The organism is Peribacillus sp. FSL H8-0477, from assembly GCF_038002765.1.
Classification (GTDB): domain Bacteria; phylum Bacillota; class Bacilli; order Bacillales; family DSM-1321; genus Peribacillus.
The window spans coordinates 1,474,332-1,490,063 of record NZ_JBBODE010000002.1 but is presented as its reverse complement, the minus strand read 5'-3'; the positions used below and the strand labels follow the sequence as shown (position 1 = coordinate 1,490,063).

General features: G+C 38.4%; 17 protein-coding genes. All 17 read right to left on the bottom strand.

Annotation, left to right across the window (positions count from 1 at the left end; translation table 11 throughout):
* Positions 1–45 precede the first annotated feature (45 nt).
* Positions 46–2,082, bottom strand: coding sequence for a chemotaxis protein CheA (locus MHI18_RS18990; RefSeq protein WP_340849684.1), 2,037 nt, complete (start codon positions 2,080–2,082; stop codon positions 46–48).
* Positions 2,083–2,096: 14 nt separating this feature from the next.
* Positions 2,097–3,194, bottom strand: a complete 1,098-nt coding sequence (locus tag MHI18_RS18985) for a protein-glutamate methylesterase/protein-glutamine glutaminase (protein ID WP_340849682.1) — start codon at positions 3,192–3,194, stop codon at positions 2,097–2,099.
* Complete coding sequence (locus MHI18_RS18980) at positions 3,191–4,030, bottom strand: MinD/ParA family protein (protein WP_340849681.1); 840 nt, start codon at positions 4,028–4,030, stop codon at positions 3,191–3,193. Before MHI18_RS18980 ends, MHI18_RS18985 begins: the two co-directional genes overlap by 4 nt.
* 28 nt (positions 4,031–4,058) lie before the next feature.
* Complete coding sequence (gene flhF / locus MHI18_RS18975; protein WP_340849679.1) at positions 4,059–5,210, bottom strand: flagellar biosynthesis protein FlhF; 1,152 nt, start codon at positions 5,208–5,210, stop codon at positions 4,059–4,061.
* Positions 5,207–7,243 carry a flagellar biosynthesis protein FlhA gene (gene flhA / locus MHI18_RS18970; RefSeq protein WP_340849677.1) on the bottom strand — a complete coding sequence of 679 codons (2,037 nt, stop codon included), beginning with the start codon at positions 7,241–7,243 and terminating at the stop codon, positions 5,207–5,209. The genes flhF and flhA overlap by 4 nt, the downstream gene beginning before the upstream one ends.
* Positions 7,244–7,271: 28 nt before the next feature.
* A complete protein-coding gene (gene flhB / locus MHI18_RS18965; protein WP_340849675.1) occupies positions 7,272–8,351 on the bottom strand; it encodes a flagellar biosynthesis protein FlhB in 1,080 nt (359 codons plus the stop codon).
* A complete protein-coding gene (gene fliR / locus MHI18_RS18960) occupies positions 8,352–9,128 on the bottom strand; it encodes a flagellar biosynthetic protein FliR (protein WP_340849674.1) in 777 nt (258 codons plus the stop codon).
* Positions 9,129–9,131: 3 nt separating this feature from the next.
* Positions 9,132–9,401 (bottom strand): flagellar biosynthesis protein FliQ, encoded by a 270-nt coding sequence (gene fliQ / locus MHI18_RS18955; protein WP_040374537.1) that lies wholly within the window; start codon positions 9,399–9,401, stop codon positions 9,132–9,134.
* Positions 9,402–9,414: 13 nt separating this feature from the next.
* Positions 9,415–10,080, bottom strand: coding sequence for a flagellar type III secretion system pore protein FliP (gene fliP / locus MHI18_RS18950; protein ID WP_040374538.1), 666 nt, complete (start codon positions 10,078–10,080; stop codon positions 9,415–9,417).
* Positions 10,073–10,729, bottom strand: a complete 657-nt coding sequence (locus tag MHI18_RS18945; RefSeq protein WP_340849670.1) for a flagellar biosynthetic protein FliO — start codon at positions 10,727–10,729, stop codon at positions 10,073–10,075. The genes fliP and MHI18_RS18945 overlap by 8 nt, the downstream gene beginning before the upstream one ends.
* A gap of 21 nt (positions 10,730–10,750) precedes the next feature.
* A complete protein-coding gene (locus tag MHI18_RS18940) occupies positions 10,751–11,113 on the bottom strand; it encodes a response regulator (RefSeq protein ID WP_340849668.1) in 363 nt (120 codons plus the stop codon).
* Between the two features lie 19 nt (positions 11,114–11,132).
* The gene (gene fliY / locus MHI18_RS18935; protein WP_340849666.1) at positions 11,133–12,347 is read right to left on the bottom strand and encodes a flagellar motor switch phosphatase FliY; all 1,215 of its coding nucleotides are present in this window, start codon (positions 12,345–12,347) and stop codon (positions 11,133–11,135) included.
* On the bottom strand, positions 12,334–13,335 hold the full coding sequence (gene fliM / locus MHI18_RS18930) for a flagellar motor switch protein FliM (RefSeq protein ID WP_340849664.1): 1,002 nt from the start codon (positions 13,333–13,335) through the stop codon (positions 12,334–12,336). The genes fliY and fliM overlap by 14 nt, the downstream gene beginning before the upstream one ends.
* Before the next feature lie 41 nt (positions 13,336–13,376).
* Positions 13,377–13,808 carry a flagellar basal body-associated protein FliL gene (gene fliL, locus MHI18_RS18925; protein WP_340849663.1) on the bottom strand — a complete coding sequence of 144 codons (432 nt, stop codon included), beginning with the start codon at positions 13,806–13,808 and terminating at the stop codon, positions 13,377–13,379.
* The gene (locus MHI18_RS18920; RefSeq protein ID WP_445670019.1) at positions 13,795–14,007 is read right to left on the bottom strand and encodes a flagellar FlbD family protein; all 213 of its coding nucleotides are present in this window, start codon (positions 14,005–14,007) and stop codon (positions 13,795–13,797) included. Before MHI18_RS18920 ends, fliL begins: the two co-directional genes overlap by 14 nt.
* 59 nt (positions 14,008–14,066) lie before the next feature.
* A complete protein-coding gene (locus MHI18_RS18915) occupies positions 14,067–15,275 on the bottom strand; it encodes a flagellar hook protein FlgE (RefSeq protein WP_340849661.1) in 1,209 nt (402 codons plus the stop codon).
* Between the two features lie 70 nt (positions 15,276–15,345).
* On the bottom strand, positions 15,346–15,732 hold the full coding sequence (locus tag MHI18_RS18910) for a TIGR02530 family flagellar biosynthesis protein (RefSeq protein ID WP_340849659.1): 387 nt from the start codon (positions 15,730–15,732) through the stop codon (positions 15,346–15,348).

Genomic DNA, 15,732 nt, shown 5'->3' with positions numbered 1-15,732 from the left:
GAAAATCAAGCACCCTGTACTCGTGGATAATTAACTCTTGGTTCGTTACATAATTAACGCGTTACAATCAATAATCAACGCGACTTTTCCATCACCTAAAATGGTCGCACCTGAAATAGCAAATGCTGAGGTCAAATACTCTCCAAGAGATTTTAAAACAATTTCCTGTTGACCGATAAATGAATCTACCACTAATCCTGCCAGCTTGTCTCCTTTTCTGACAATCACTACTGAATAAAAATCATCTTCGTCTTTGACCGTAGGTACTTCCATAATATCTTTTAAGAAAAGAAGTGGAAGTACTTTCCCTCTGAAATCAATTACCTGCTGGTTATGCGCATGTAAAATATCTGCCTTCTTAATAATAGCTGTTTCGATAATAGAGGTAAGTGGTACAGCAAATTTTTCATTTTGTATTTCTACCAGCATAACGGAAATAATCGATAAAGTGAGTGGAAGCTGAATGAGAAAAGTCGAACCTTCTCCCTCCAATGAATCAATTGTTACAGAACCACCAAGTGATTCAATCGTGTTTTTAACTACATCCAAACCAACACCTCGGCCAGAAACATCCGAAATCTTATCAGCCGTCGAGAATCCAGAAGCAAATATTAATTCATAAACCTGCTTATCCGACAATGTATCTGCTTGTTGTGCAGTTAAAATCCCATTCCCAATTGCCTTGGTTACAACTCGATTTCTTTTAATACCCGCTCCATCATCTTTTATTTCAATAAAGACATGGTTGCCGCTGTGATAAGCTTTTAAGAAAATCGTTCCCTCTTCCGGCTTACCATTTTGCAAGCGATTCTCAGGCGTCTCAATTCCATGATCCATTGCATTTCGAAGGAGATGAACAAGCGGGTCGCCTATTTCGTCAATTACTGTTCTATCTAACTCTGTATCCGCTCCTACAATTTCGAGATTTACTTTTTTATTAAGATCTCTTGCCAGCTGACGAATCATTTTTGGAAATCTATTAAATACGGTATCGACGGGCACCATTCTCATATTTAATATGATATTTTGCAAGTCTCCGGTAACCCTGGACATCCGTTCAACACTTTCATGCAGTTCTTGATTATCCAACTCTTTTGAAATTTGTTCTAGTCTTCCTCTATCGATGACAAGCTCTTCAAATAAGTTTAATAATGTATCAAGACGTTCTATGTTTACACGAATCGTCTTATTACCTGCTGGTTTTCCATTTTTCGTTTTCTTTTCTTCCACTATTTTTTCTGATGACTGATTACTTATTAATGTTTTTGATTGCGTTTCTACTTCTTCTTGTTTCGTAACAGCCAATCTAAGTTCTGAAAGATCAAGCTTCGTAATAATCACTTTATCAATTTCAGAAACTTTCATTATTTTCTTTTGAAGATTTTCTGCACTTTCTTTTGTAACAACAGTTACTTTAAAACTCTGATCAAACCTCTCTTCTTCAAGTTGATCAACTGGAGGTGTTGTTTTAATGACCTCACCAGATTTTTCAAGAATTTCAAATACCATAAATACCCGAGCGCCCTTTAATAAGCAATCATCCCGTAATTCAATAGTAATCTCGTAGCTTTCAAAGCCTTGGTCACTTGATTGTTGAAGAACAGTCAATTCAAATTCATCATAAATGCTATCTTGTTCTTGTTTTTTCACTGGATTGCCTGCAGGTAGGGATAAATCATCGTTACTACTACTTAATGGAGATTCTCCATTCTCTATCCTCTGTAACTTTGCAACAACCTCTTGAACATTTCTTTTTCCATCTCCGCCGTCAGCAATTGACATTACCATTGCTTCAAGGTGATCTACAGCCTGAAAAATAACATCAAAAATATCTGGTGTTAGCACCGTTTTCTGATTTCGAATGGCATCCAGAACATTCTCCATTTTGTGAGTTAAATTAGCGAGATCTTCATATCCCATCGTAGCTGACATCCCTTTTAATGTGTGAGCAGACCGGAAAATTTCATTTACAATTGAAAGATTCTGCGGTTCCTTTTCAAGCTCAAGCAAGTGCTCACTACACATTTGAAGGTGTTCTTTACTTTCATCAATAAATACTTCTAAATACTGGTTCATATCCATAAAATTCACACCTCTCAAATATAGCTGTCTATACCTTTTGCAATTTGTTCAACATCCATTATATTATCAATAAGTCCTGTCGCAATGGCTGCCTTAGGCATACCAAAAACGATGGAGGTTTCCTGTGATTCAGCTATCGCCTTAGTTATTCCTGTTTTCTTTAATGTAATAAGTCCATTAGCCCCATCAGTTCCCATTCCAGTCATGATTACTACAATTTTTTCATAGTTTTCAAGAACACTTACTGATTCAAACATCGTATCCACTGATGGACGATGTCCATTCTGCTGATCAGTCTTATCTAAACAGACTATCAAACTCCTACCTGACTTTTTTACTTTCAGATGATAGCCTCCTGGTGCAATATAGGCTGTCCCTTTTTGAATAAGTTCTCCTTCCTCTGCTTCTTTGACTGTGATGGCAGATAGCGAATTTAGACGCATTGCCAAAGAATTTGTAAAGCCTGGAGGCATATGCTGGACGACAAGAATTGGTGCGTTTATAGATGAAGGAAGTTTGGATAATACCGTTTGAAGTGCCCTAGGGCCTCCAGTCGACGTACCAATTAAAATGATTTTTTTATCCGTTTGGCTTTTTTGTAACAACTGTTCTGTATTTACCTTTATTTCTTTAGGTCCGATATCACTAATAACAGCAGTAGTGTGAGCTTGCACTTCGTATTTCTCGGCAGGCTGTTGCAGCCTTTTAACATTTGCAGTTCCTGCACAGATTACCTTAGATATCAAATCACTCTTAATTTTATGTAAATCAAGTGAAATAGCCCCCGAAGGCTTTGCTATAAAATCAAATGCTCCGAGGTGCATCGCTGTAAAGGTATTTTCAGTCCCTTCCTGGGTTGTACTCGAAAGCATGATTACAGCAGTAGGACACTCCTCCATAATGTTCTTTAAAGCATCAATCCCATCCATAATTGGCATTTCAACATCTAAAGTGACCACATCCGGCCTAAAGTCCTTAACTTTTTTTATGGCTTCTATACCATTTCTCGCTGTACCCACAATCTCAATTCTTTCGTTCTCAGTAAGAAACTCTGAAATGAGTTTTCGCATAAAAGCTGAGTCATCTACAATAAGAACGGAAATTTTTTTCATTTGTGCGCCTTCTTTCCAAGAAAATATCTTTTTAAATTCCCTAGAAAATTCCTATTTTTCACCGTTAAATCATCAGAAAAAGATTGTTTGATAAACCGAGAAGCTATTTCGATGAGAGCTTTTGAAACCCTTGCTTCAGGATTAAAAAGTATAAAGGGAATCTGTTTAATTACCGCTCGTGATACAGTCTTATCGTCAGGTAATAATCCGAGTGGAGTTATCTCTTTAGTTAAAAATTTTCTTAATGCATTTTGAAGTCTCTTATTGGTATCCTGACCTTCTTTTGTTGTTTCAACCCGATTACAGATTAAATAAAATGGGATTAGATGATTGATTGAATTCAGGTACTTCATCATAGAATATGCATCCATTATCGCAGTAGGTTCAGGGGTAGTGATGACAATTAACTCATCCACACACAAAAGAAACTTACTAGAGTCTTGATTAATGCCTGCCCCCATATCAAAAAGAATATAATCATATTGGCCCGTCAAGTGAGTTAACTCAGCCAAAAACCGTTTAAATGCTGATTCCTCGAGCGAGAACAGATCAGTCAGTCCAGATCCTCCTGCAAGAAAGGATATATTCTCTGGTCCTGTTGAAATAATTTCTTTTAATGGAATCTGCTTTTCAAAAAAATCGATGATGGTAAATTCAGTATTCCTCCCCATTAATATATCGATATTCCCCATCCCTATGTCCATATCAAATAACAGGACGCGCTTTCCTAATTTCGCTAAAGAAATGGCGAAGTTCAACGAGAAGTTTGATTTCCCTACCCCGCCCTTCCCACTAACTATAGCAACTGCTTTCGCTTGACTGTTGTTCCTTTGCATTAATTTCAATCGTAAATTTTCCGCCTGATCACTCATATTGCTTACCAAGGATTTTACTAGCAATTAATTCAGGACTAGCAGTCTCAATATCATTCGGCACATCCTGTCCATTTGTTAGATAGGCAACACCAACCTGATGACGAATAATAAAGTTGAGCATTGTGCCGTATGTGGACGTTTCATCCGCTTTTGTAAAGATAGTTTGTTTTATTTTAATTAAAGAAAATTGGTGATATATATCATCCATATCCTTTTCTTTTGAAGTCAAGGACAGTACAAGGTATGTTTCCATTTCAGTATTGAACTCGATGATTCGACTTAAATCTTCAACATATTCCTGATTCCTAAAATTACGACCCGCCGTATCTACAAAAATTACATCATAATCAGCAAACCGTTCTGCTGCCTTTTTAAAGTCCTCAAGATTATACGCTACTTCAACTGGTACATTTAAAATCTCAGCATATTTCTTTAATTGATCGATCGCAGCAATCCGATAAGTATCTGTAGTAATGAAGGCTACCTTTTTATTGTGTATCAAAATGGAATCGGCAGCTGCTTTTGCAAGGGTGGTCGTTTTCCCCACACCAGTAGGACCTACAAAACTTATGAATTTTTTTTGAAACTGTGCACCCCAGTTAGATATCCCTGATATTTTTTTTACTAGTTCAGCTTCTAACCAGGAATTTACTGTCTCTACATCACTTTCCCCAGGGTTTTCATGCCATTTTTTTATGATGTTTCCCAAAAATTCGTCCTGTAATAGCGAACTCACTTCATGTTCGCTTAGTATATTGCTTACCTGCTGAATAGCGGGCGGATAATGTACAGAATTGGGTTTACCAAAAGATTGAATCATACTTTTTATATCAGCAACATCTTTGACTAATTCCTGCTGAGTCGTTTGCTGCAACTTTTGATCTGTTTTAATTTCGTATACTGAGGGTCTCTCAGCCGGTTTTTTGTGAGGTATCTTTTGTTTCTGCTTTTGTGTAGGCTGTCTAAAAGGCGGTGGATCGATAGCAGCAACCACCTCTATACTCCGTTTTTTAAATAAACCAATAAATCCATTGGAAAAAACGGGTTTTGAACTTAAAATAACCGCCTCACTGCCTAGCTCTTCCCTGATTTTTTTCATGGCTTCTGACATTGAAGAAGCTACATATTTTTTCACCTTCACTCTACATTCACCACCCCGACACTTTGAACTTCAACATTTGCTTCTAATTCGTTGTATGAAAGAATTGGAACTTGTGGAAAGTACCTCTCCGTCATCTGCCGAACATACATCCTGACAGCAGGTGAACATAAAACGATAGGAGACTGCTCCATTAGAGTGAGCTCCTCCAATTTCGACGCAATCGATTCAAGAATGGCTTGTGAATCATTTGGATCCAATGATAAATAATTACCGTGTTCAGTCTGCTGAACCGCATCAGCAATCATTTTTTCAACACGACCGGACAATGTAACCACCTTTAAACTGTCATTACCAACTGACAATGCGTTGGTGATTTGTCTAGCTAAGTTCTGCCTTACATATTCATTCAATAAATCGGCATCTGAAGTAATTTTTCCATAATCAGCTAATGTCTCAAAAATGATTGGTAAATTTCTAATCGAAACCTTTTCCTTTAATAGCTTAGACAGAACCTTTTGTACTTCGCCGATTGATAACGGACTGGGTGTGACTTCGTCTACGAGGATCGGGGCTGTTTCACGCAGATGGTCAATTAGTTGTTTCGTTTCTTGACGTCCTAACAGTTCGTGAGCATTCCCTTTGATAATTTCTGTCAAATGGGTTGAAACCACGCTTGGCGGATCGACTACTGTGTACCCCATCATTTCTGCATTTTCTTTCATATCTTCTGCAATCCACTTAGCGGGGAGTCCAAAAGACGGTTCAATTGTATCAATTCCTTCTATTGATTCATCATCAACCCCAGGGCTCATTGCTAAATAATGATCGAGCAATAATTCACCCCTCGCCATTTCATTCCCTTTGATCTTCAATCTGTATTCATTGGGATTCAGCTGAATATTATCCCTGATTCTGACGACTGGAATCACAAGTCCAAGTTCAATCGCCAGTTGACGTCTAATCATCACTACGCGATCGAGTAAATCTCCCCCCTGACTGGCATCAGCAAGAGGAATCAGCCCATATCCAAACTCAAACTCTATTGGATCAACACTTAGCAAGTTGACAACACTTTCCGGACTTTTCATTTCATCTGTTTGAATTTCTTCTTCTGTTTCTTCTATTTGTTTGATATCCTGTTTTGGTGTTCTCGTTATTTGGTATCCGCCATATGCAATAATTCCTGCCAGCGGGATAGTGATTATCTCTGGAATAGGTGTAAAGAGTCCCAAGAAAAACATAGTTCCTGCTGTGACGTATAACATACTAGGATAAGATAGTAATTGTGAAATGATATCATTGGATAGATTTCCTTTCGATGCAGCCCGTGTCACTGTAATTCCTGTTGCTGTCGAGATTAATAGTGCAGGAATCTGACTGACTATTCCATCACCCACTGTTAACATGGAAAAGTGTGCGGCTGCTTCGCCCATACTCATTTCAAGCTGCATGACACCGATAATTATCCCGAATATCAAGTTAATAATAACGATAATAATTCCGGCAATCGCATCACCTTTAACAAACTTACTCGCACCATCCATCGAACCATAAAAGTCCGCTTCTCTGCCGACTTTTTCTCGTCTCTCACGTGCTTCTATTTCTGAAATCATACCTGCATTTAGATCTGCATCAATACTCATCTGCTTACCAGGCATCGCATCAAGCGTAAACCGTGCCGCTACCTCCGAAACTCGCTCTGAACCTTTCGTAATAACAATAAAATTAATAATAATGAGAATAAGAAACACAACTAACCCTACTACTACATTTCCTCCGACTACAAATGATCCAAACACCTCAACTACACCGCCGGCTTCGCCATGTGTCAGAATTGCACGAGTAGTTGACACATTTAGGCCTAATCTAAAAAGAGTCAACAGGAGTAAAAGGGACGGGAAAATTGAAAACTCCAGCGGCTCCCTCATATTCATCGTATTTAACAATACAAGGAGTGCAAGAGATATATTTACTAAAATTAAAATACTTATTAGCCAGGTCGGCAGTGGTACAATTAACATAGCTACAATCATGATCACACCGACTAATACGGGAAAATCTCTAGCTGACATTCTCTTCTCTCCTCACCTGTGGCCGCGTTTATATTTTTCCTTTTGTCTTGTACACAAACGCGAGTATCTCCGCAATCGCCTTGAAAAATTCCTCAGGTATTGCTTGGCCGATTTCTGCCTGATCATATAGTGATCGAGCCAAGGGGCGATTTTCCATCATAATAATGTCATGTTCCTTGGCCACCAATTTGATCTTCTGTGCAACAAAATCGACCCCTTTTGCTACAACATATGGAGCATCAGATTTTTGTTCATCGTATTTCAGGGCTATTGCAAAATGCGTAGGATTAGTAATCACAACATCCGCATTCGGAACTTCCTGCATCATTCTCTGCATGGCCATTTCTCGTTGTTTTTGTTTGATTTTTGACTTAATCAATGGATCGCCTTCAATATTTTTATATTCATCCTTGATATCTTGTTTGGACATCCGGATATTTTTTTCAAAGTCATATTTTTGATAAAGATAGTCAAGTAAAGATAAAAACAGTAACGCAACAGATGCATACAATCCGACTCTTACTGTAATATCTCCGATTGTCGCCATAGCAGCTGCGACTGTTTTCTGAGACAGGGTTATTATTTCATCCATCCGTCCCCAGATGACCCAAAATGTAACCAGACCAACGAAAGAAATTTTTAGGACTGATTTTAATAATTCCACAATAGCACGCATAGAAAAAATTCGTTTAAATCCTTTAATTGGATCAATTTTATCCAGTTTAAACTGGATCGATTCAGTTGAAAATAGGAAACCAATTTGTAAAAAATTCGACGCTACAGCAGAAAGGAGTGCAACACCTAAAATCGGTGCCAGAATTTTCGCTATTTCTATAATCACCTCTGTTAATAGGAGCAAGACACTTTCCTCCGTTACAGGCATCAGCATATAAGAACGAAAGGCATGTCGTATTAACCGCAAGAATGCATCAAGCATAGAAGCACCGGTAACCATCAGAACCATAAAAACGGCGAGTAAGGTGATTGCCGTATTAATATCTTGGCTTTTGGCCACTTGACCTTTTTTCCGAGAGTCCTGTTTTTTCTTTGGTGTAGCTTTCTCTGTCTTTTCCCCTGCGAAAAATTGCAAATCTAGGTTAAGTGCCATCTATGATCCTCCGATCAGCTGCATCAACCCTCTAAGCGTGACGAGCAAATAATCAAATAGGTGTTCCACAACCACCATCATCATTCCCATTACGACTAATAGCGTCATAAAACTCGCGATAATCTTGACTGGAATTCCGACAACAAAAATATTAAGCTGTGGAACGGTTCGAGCAACAATTCCTAGTCCAACATCAACTAAAAAAAGACAGCCGACTACAGGAATAGACATTTGCAGCGCAATGATGAATGTTTGGTTAAAAGCTTTAACGAAGTATTCCATTAAGGCTTCATTACCAAATGGTACGAACAATTGATCCATTGGAACATATTGATAACTATAAAAGATCCCATCGAGTAATAAATGGTGACCATTCAACGAAAGTAATAAGAGTAAAGCAATAGTATATAAATACTGACCAGTTAATGGACTTTGTGTACCTGATTGCGGATCAATAACATTGGCAATTGAAAAACCCATCTGAAAGTCAATGAAGCCCCCAGCAATTTGTACGACGGTCATAATCATAAAAGCTGCAAACCCAATGAACAAACCCACCAGTGCTTCTTTTAAAATAAGAAGAAAGTACACTGAATCCAGCTCTAATACCGGCACATCGATTGAATAGTACATAATCCAGGCTAAGAATAAGCTAAGACCTAACCGATGTGAGGCTGGAATGGTCCGGTACGAAAAGAATGGCATCATAATAAAAAAAGCTGAAACGCGGACCAGCACTAATAAAAAAGCCGGAAAATTCTGTAGTAAATCCTCCATCTGCTACCCTACAAATCTATTTAAATTACTGAATATTTCATTGGCATACGATAGCATATGGCTCAGCATCCAAGGTCCGAAAATGACCAGACCAGCTAATACAGCAACAATTTTCGGAACAAAAGCAAGCGTCTGTTCCTGTATTTGAGTAGTCGCTTGGAAAATACTTACCAAGAGACCTACACCAAGCGCAATAATCAGTAAGGGTCCACTCACAATAAGGACTGTATATATACCTTGTTTCGCCACATCAATGACTGTCTCAGGTGTCATGCTTATTCACATCCTAAAAACTTTGTAGTAATGATTTCACAACTAAGTACCAGCCATCCACAAGGACAAATAAGAGAATTTTAAACGGAAGTGAAATCATGACGGGCGGAAGCATCATCATCCCCATTGACATAAGGACGCTGGCAATGACCATATCAATCACTAAAAAGGGAATAAAAATCATAAATCCAATTTGGAAGGCCGTTTTTATTTCACTGATTGCATAAGCAGGTACAAGTGCCGTTAGCGGGATATCCTGTATTGTTTTGGGTTTATCGATCTTGGCATAATTTAAAAATAATGCAAGATCCTTTTCCCGGGTATGTGCACTCATAAATTCTTTAAATGGTCCCGCAGCAAGCTCATAGGCTTCATCTAATTCAATTTTCTCTTCTAACAGAGGTGTCAATGCTTGTTGATTTACTTCTTGAAATGTAGGCGCCATTACGAAAAACGTAATGAACATCGCTAGTCCAACAATAACCTGATTCGGAGGCATCTGCTGAGTCGCAAGCGATGTCCTGACAAATCCAAGTACAATAACGATTCTAGTAAAGCATGTCATTAAAATTAGAATACTAGGGGCGAGTGATAGAACCGTCAGCATTAAAATGAGCTTAATAGAAGTAGAAACATTGGCGGCTTCACTGTTAGCAAACAGCTCCATAACATCATTCATCCATGTTTCTTCCTTTCTTATCGAGCACATCCAGCGCTTTTTTGCGGTCCTTCGTCAGCTCAAGTACCTGTTTTTTAAATTGTGAAGAAAAACCTTTGGAGGAACTTCCTCCTCCTTTTATTTTATCTCTCCACTTTGAGAGAATATCAGCAGGACGAATCAATTGATCTATTTTTTGATTATGGTCGTTGAGAATCTGTTCATATTCGCCTTTATCATCAATTTCCTTCAACAGCTGGATATTTTCACCGACGCCAACAACAAGAATACGCTGGCCAACCTTAATGATCTGAACAGATCGATTAGAACCAAGACTTGTACCGCCTAAATTTTCAACGGTATTTGCTTTTTGATAGGCTTTGCTCTTTTTATTAACAAACTGAAGCAATAAATACAAAAGGACGATAACAAATACCAACGCGGCAATCGTCCTGACAATGTCCAAAAAAGTAATTCCAATTTTTCCTGATTCATCACTTACTTTGGTCGTCTTTTCTTCATCTATAGCATCCGTTTTTTTCGGGGGATCTTCTATTTCTGAATAACCGTCTTTTACACTTTTCTCAATATTTTCTGCCTGAACCTGTATGCCCTGCTGGCCGCAAAAAAGAACCAGCAGGATAAGAAGTATTTTTTTTATAGAAAGCAAGATAGGGCCACCTCTTAGTGATTAGCTTAATGTTTTATTAATAGCTTCAAGAACACGATCCGCTTGGAAAGGCTTCACGATGAAATCCTTAGCACCTGCTTGAATTGCATCGATAACCATGGCTTGCTGCCCCATCGCGGAACACATAATAATCTTTGCATTTGGATTTATTTTTTTAATTTCCTTTAGTGCAGTAATTCCGTCCATTTCGGGCATTGTGATGTCCATTGTCACTAAATCCGGTTGCGTTTCCCGGTATTTCTCAACAGCTTGTGCCCCATCAGCTGCCTCTCCTACAATTTCGAATCCATTTTTTGATAATATATCTTTAATCATCATTCTCATAAATGCTGCATCATCAACAATTAAAATTTTGTGTCCCATCAGTAGTTCCCCCAGTAATTTATCTTAGTTTTTTTAATCGGTCGGTCTGGCTGACAATATCGGTAACACGCACACCGAAGTTTTCATCTATTACAACTACTTCACCCGTAGCAATAAGTCGGTTGTTCACTAATATATCTACTGGTTCTCCAGCTAGTTTATCCAACTCTATTATAGATCCAGGAGATAACTCTAGAATTTCTTTGACAGAACGCTGCGTCCTGCCTAGTTCGACCGTTACATGCAGTGGAATATCTAACAGCATGTTAAGGTTATTCGATTCATTCTGTGCCATTTGATAAGGCTGAAAACTAGAAAAGCTAGCTGGTTGAACATCGACTTGCTCACCTGCAAGATTATTTAATGAGCCAAAATGTTGTGGCTGAGCTGAATGCGATGGAGCTATGCTTTGTTGTTGGTAATTATTTTGCTGTTGACTCCCGTGCTCCCTCTCATCATGTCCAGAACTGACTTGTTGAGTTGGTGAAACAGCTTGTTCTGTTTTTGATAATCTATTATTTTCATTAACATCTTCTTGTTCATTAGAAAGTTGGGGAGAAAGTAGTTCGTCAACCAAACTATGTGCAAATTTATAGGGAAGCAGCTGCATAATGCTTGAATCTATCAACTCACCAACCTTAAGACGGAATGATATTTTCACTAATAGGTTATCTGGAGGAATTGATGATTCACCCTTTCCTTGCTCGAAATCCAATAGATCAAGGCTTGGTGGTGAAATATCAACTTTCTTATTAAAAATAGTAGACATCGAGGTCGCTGCAGATCCCATCATTTGATTCATAGCTTCCTGTACAGCACTAAGTTGAATTTCTCCAAGTAGATCTGGAGGAGATATTCCTGTTCCGCCTAACATTAAATCAGCAATAATTGCTGCGTCACTCTGTTTAATTACCAGCAAATTAATTCCCGAAAAACCTTCGGTATAATTGACTTGAATGGCGACATACGGTTGAGGAAACTCTTCAGATATTTTTTTTCTTTCAACAATAGTTACAGTTGGTGTCGTAATTTCTACTTTTTGATTTAGTAACGTTGACAAAGCCGTGGCAGAGCTTCCAAATGAAATATTTCCTATCTCACCAAGAGTATCTTGTTCCATAGATGATAAATAATCATCAACTGCGGGTGTTGTACTGCTTTCATCTATATCATCATCCGTGCCTCGTAAAAGGGCGTCTATTTCATCCTGAGAAAGCATTTCATGACTCATCATCTTCGCCTCCTCCTTTCAATGTATCAATAATCTGGATGGCTATTTTTTTTCCTACCTTACCCGGCTGACCAAGATATTTTGGAACTTCACCGACCTTGATTGACAACGGACGATCTATGTGCTGATTCAGCTCAATTACATCCCCAACCGCTAGTTGTAAAAAGTCTTGAATGGATAATTCCGTTACCCCGAGCTCAGCTGACACTGGCAGGGAAGCATGTTTAATTCTATTTTCAAGAATCAATACTTCTTCTGGCAGCCTTTCTTTTTTTGAAGCTGCAAGCCAGTAATGGTCTGATAGTTTTGGTATAATTGGTTCCAAGACAACATGAGGTATACAGATATTTATCATCCCGCTCGTATCGCCAATTTGCGTGTTCAGAGAGATGACAATGACCGTTTCGTTTGGAGAAACCATTTGGATAAATTGCGGATTAACTTCAAATTCAGTTAATACCGGTTCAATATCTATTAATGTAGCCCATGCCTCTTGAAGATTTTCAAACCCTTTTTCAAATAAATTAGACATAATTTTTGTTTCAATTTCGGTTAAGGTTTCAACTTTACTTGTACTGACTCCTCTGCCTCCCAGAACACGATCCATCATAGCATAAGCAATATGAGGATTAATTTCCATTAAAATTCTTCCATCCAACGGCGGTACTTCATAGACATTTAGAATGGTCATTTTAGGTATCGAGCGGATAAATTCTTCATATGGAATTTGATCGACAGAAGCAACTGAAATTTGAATATATGTACGTAATTGTGCAGAAAAATAAGTTGTTAATAATCTTGCGAAGTTTTCATGCAGTCTCGTTAAATTTCTCACTTGATCTTTTGAGAATCGTAAAGCCCTTTTGAAATCATACGTTCTAATCTTTTTAAGGGCATCTTCTTTCTTTAGTTCTTCTGCATCCATTTCTCCAGTAGAAATGGCAGAGAGCAGGGCATCAATCTCTGTTTGCGATAATACTTCACTTGACAACAACGTCACCTCCAAAACTAATCCTATCTCAATTTATGTCTTTATTGCAGTATTGAGGAGGTTATATACACTTGTTCGATTTTTCCTTCTTGCATCAAGTGACTAATCTTTTCTTTTAATGATGTCTGAAATTGTTCCTTCCCTTTTTTTCCTGTAAGTTCTTCTTCTTTCATTTCAGAAAGCTCCGTAATAATAATATTATTCACTTGGAAATTTCTTTGTTCTAGTTCCTCTTTAGCCTTTTTACTGTCTGTTTGAATAGTGAAAGCCATTCTAATGAAATCTCCACTTGCAAGATTCGTTGTGACTTCAGGTATTTCAACTGAAGCTTCGACAATTTCTTCAATGGAAGGAGCTTTCTCAGCTGATTCTTCCCCTGTATATTTATCAATAATTACAACTGCTACTACACCAACGAGTGTAATGGATACTAGAATAATTAACAAAATCATTAGTAATTTATTTTTCATCATGTTCCCCCGCATTATCACGTAGTCCTAGTACATTTACAGAGCGGTAAAAATCAGTGATCATCTGGACTATTACTGATTCTTCTTCACTTACAACAATTTTCTTTCCGCTCGTAAAGGTAATCGTAGTATCGGGAAGAGATTCAATCGATTCAATATACAATGCATTTATAGAAAAACTCTTTCCGTTTAATCTTTTCACCTTAATTATGATTGATAGAGCTCAGGATCAGTCAGCCCTGAGCTCCTCCCTCCCTTACTTTATCGTTTTAAGTTAACTAGTTCTTGCAAAATCTCATCAGACGTCGTAATAATGCGAGAGTTCGCCTGGAATCCACGTTGAGCAACAATCATGTCGGTAAACTCTTCCGATAAATCGACATTGGACATTTCAAGTGAACCAGCGGCGAGTGTACCACGGCCGTTACCAGCTACGTTGATGTTCGCAGTTCCAGAGTTAATTGATTCTTGGAATGTATTGCTGCCTGCCTTGGTCAAACCTGAAGAGTTACTGAATTTCGCCATCGCCAGTTTGCCTAACTCTTTCACAAGACCATTGGAGAACACACCATTTATTTCACCCATCTGACCGATATTGAAGCTTTCTAATGATCCAGATGTATTTCCGTCTGGGGTGCCAAGAAGTGTTATAGAGTCGCCTGTTTTTGTGATTCCACTCATTGATAAAGTAATTTTGTGTGAATCAGTACCTATACCTATTGACTTTAAATCAAGTATCTTAGATGTAGTAGGATTAACAACATCTACAGTTCCATCATCAGCTACCTTTATATTAAAAGTTTCAGAATTACCAGTAGCTGGTCCAGATGAATTAGTAATTTTTATAGCCCAATCCCCAGTTAATGCATCCGTAGGTGTTACAGTTACGTCCAGAACATGCTCTTTTCCGTCTTTATCTACAACTTTAAGCTGCTGATTAATACCATCACTTCCTGTTGCCTTCGTAGGAAGATTCCCTGAAAACTCAAGTACTTTTGTAACTGTGGCTGGTAAAACTGAATTTACGTTAACCGTAATATCTTTTAGTACACCCTTTTCATACGATTGAACTTTTAATCCTTCACCTGTAACCAGTGTTCCATTGTCATCTAAATAGAAGTTACCGGCACGGGAGTAGTACTGTGCATCACCTTGCTTGACGACAAAATAACCATCGCCATTGATACCAAGGTCAAGTGAACGCCCTGTAGTCTGGAGACTTGATCCTGTATGAATCGTATCAATAGTAGAGATTGTTGAACCTAGCCCTACTTGTTTTGAATTTGTACCTCCACGGTTTTCCTGTGAGGCACTTGCACCCGAAATAGTTTGGTTCATGGTATCACTGAAGGTGACCCGGCTTTTCTTGAAACCGTATGTGTTGACATTGGCAATGTTATTGCCGATTACATCTAATTTTGTTTGGAAGTTTTTCATTCCGCTGATTCCAGAGTACATTGAACGAAGCATTTAAGTGCTCCCCTTTCTTTTATGGCTGCTTCAGTCATTCCACAGCCTTGGCCCCCTTTTCAGGTCCAGCCTATTGATCCAACAGGATCGTTCCGTTTATATTAGTAAAAATCTGGGATGACGCTTCATCCCGTCCCATGGCCGTAATAACGGTGTTGTTTTTAGCGCTAATGACTAGTGCGGCATTTTGTGTTATGACCAGTGAATCTGTCACGCCCATTTTCTTTGCTTCTCTGACTTTATCTTCAATCTTTGACCAAGTGACTTGATCTATTTCAATATTTCTTTGTATCAGTCGTTTTTGCGCATGCTTACTGACTGAAAGTGCACTGTTCTTAGTATCGACAGCGGCCTGTAAATGCTTAGCAAATCCTTGTTCAGCCTGTTGCTTTACCGATGTTTTTGGAGGCAGCAGAATCGGATTGCTGGATAATGGTCTGAAAACAGTTTTATCCAT

What these genes read in the sequence shown, in the direction of transcription:
- MHI18_RS18990 (WP_340849684.1), bottom strand. Translation starts at nt 2,082, where the DNA reads ATGGATATGAACCAGTATTTAGAAGTATTTATTGATGAAAGTAAAGAA.
- MHI18_RS18985 (WP_340849682.1), bottom strand. Translation starts at nt 3,194, where the DNA reads ATGAAAAAAATTTCCGTTCTTATTGTAGATGACTCAGCTTTTATGCGA.
- MHI18_RS18980 (WP_340849681.1), bottom strand. Translation starts at nt 4,030, where the DNA reads ATGCAAAGGAACAACAGTCAAGCGAAAGCAGTTGCTATAGTTAGTGGG.
- flhA (WP_340849677.1), bottom strand. Translation starts at nt 7,243, where the DNA reads ATGTCAGCTAGAGATTTTCCCGTATTAGTCGGTGTGATCATGATTGTA.
- flhB (WP_340849675.1), bottom strand. Translation starts at nt 8,351, where the DNA reads ATGGCACTTAACCTAGATTTGCAATTTTTCGCAGGGGAAAAGACAGAG.
- fliR (WP_340849674.1), bottom strand. Translation starts at nt 9,128, where the DNA reads ATGGAGGATTTACTACAGAATTTTCCGGCTTTTTTATTAGTGCTGGTC.
- fliQ (WP_040374537.1), bottom strand. Translation starts at nt 9,401, where the DNA reads ATGACACCTGAGACAGTCATTGATGTGGCGAAACAAGGTATATATACA.
- fliP (WP_040374538.1), bottom strand. Translation starts at nt 10,080, where the DNA reads ATGAATGATGTTATGGAGCTGTTTGCTAACAGTGAAGCCGCCAATGTT.
- MHI18_RS18940 (WP_340849668.1), bottom strand. Translation starts at nt 11,113, where the DNA reads ATGGGACACAAAATTTTAATTGTTGATGATGCAGCATTTATGAGAATG.
- fliY (WP_340849666.1), bottom strand. Translation starts at nt 12,347, where the DNA reads ATGATGAGTCATGAAATGCTTTCTCAGGATGAAATAGACGCCCTTTTA.
- fliL (WP_340849663.1), bottom strand. Translation starts at nt 13,808, where the DNA reads ATGATGAAAAATAAATTACTAATGATTTTGTTAATTATTCTAGTATCC.
- MHI18_RS18915 (WP_340849661.1), bottom strand. Translation starts at nt 15,275, where the DNA reads ATGCTTCGTTCAATGTACTCTGGAATCAGCGGAATGAAAAACTTCCAA.
- MHI18_RS18910 (WP_340849659.1), bottom strand. Translation starts at nt 15,732, where the DNA reads ATGGATAAAACTGTTTTCAGACCATTATCCAGCAATCCGATTCTGCTG.